The organism is Streptomyces sp. DH12 (assembly GCF_020873895.1).
Classification (GTDB): Bacteria; Actinomycetota; Actinomycetes; order Streptomycetales; family Streptomycetaceae; genus Streptomyces.
On record NZ_JAHWGT010000485.1, the window covers coordinates 1 to 594 of the forward strand.

The 594-nt window shown below is 75.8% G+C and carries 1 protein-coding gene; it reads right to left on the reverse strand.

Annotated features, from left to right (window positions below):
• Positions 1-594 (reverse strand): lipase family protein (locus LPA54_RS35320; protein ID WP_228984676.1); only part of this gene is annotated, 594 nt, incomplete at both ends.

The window sequence follows — 594 nt, forward strand, 5'->3', positions numbered from 1 at the left end:
GTCCGGCGTCGTTCAGGTTCGCCTCGACGACGTCCCGCAGCGCCGGCGACGCCTGCGCGAAACCGTTGATGGACCAGCCGAGCGCGCCGGCCAGCGCGCTGCCGTCGATGCCCTTCGTCACCTCCGTCAGATCGGCGGGCGGCGCGCCGCTGTAGGTGCCGACGAGCGGGACGTCGGGCGCGTAGCCGCGCTGGAGCTCGGCCGCCGCGGCGCTGGCCCCGCCGCCCTGGCTGTAGCCGTACATCCCCACCCGGGAGGCGGCGGTGACGGACGCGCCGGGCACCGAGCGCGCCGCCCGGGCCGCGTCGAGCATGGCGTGGCCCTCGTCGACGCGGTTGACGTAGGTGTGCAGCCGGTCGGTGACGCCGAGGCCGACGTAGTCGGTGACGACCACCGCGGCGCCGGTGGCGAGCAGCCGGTAGACCGCGAGGGTCTCGTAGCCGAACGACACGGTCTGCCCGGTGAGGGTCAGCGGGTTCTCCAGGGCGAGGGAGGGCGCGCACTGGTCGCCCTGGCCCATGGTGCCGGAGCCGACGACGACCAGGGGGCGCGGTCCCGCGCCCGTCCAGTCGGCGGACGGCTCGATGTAGGCGC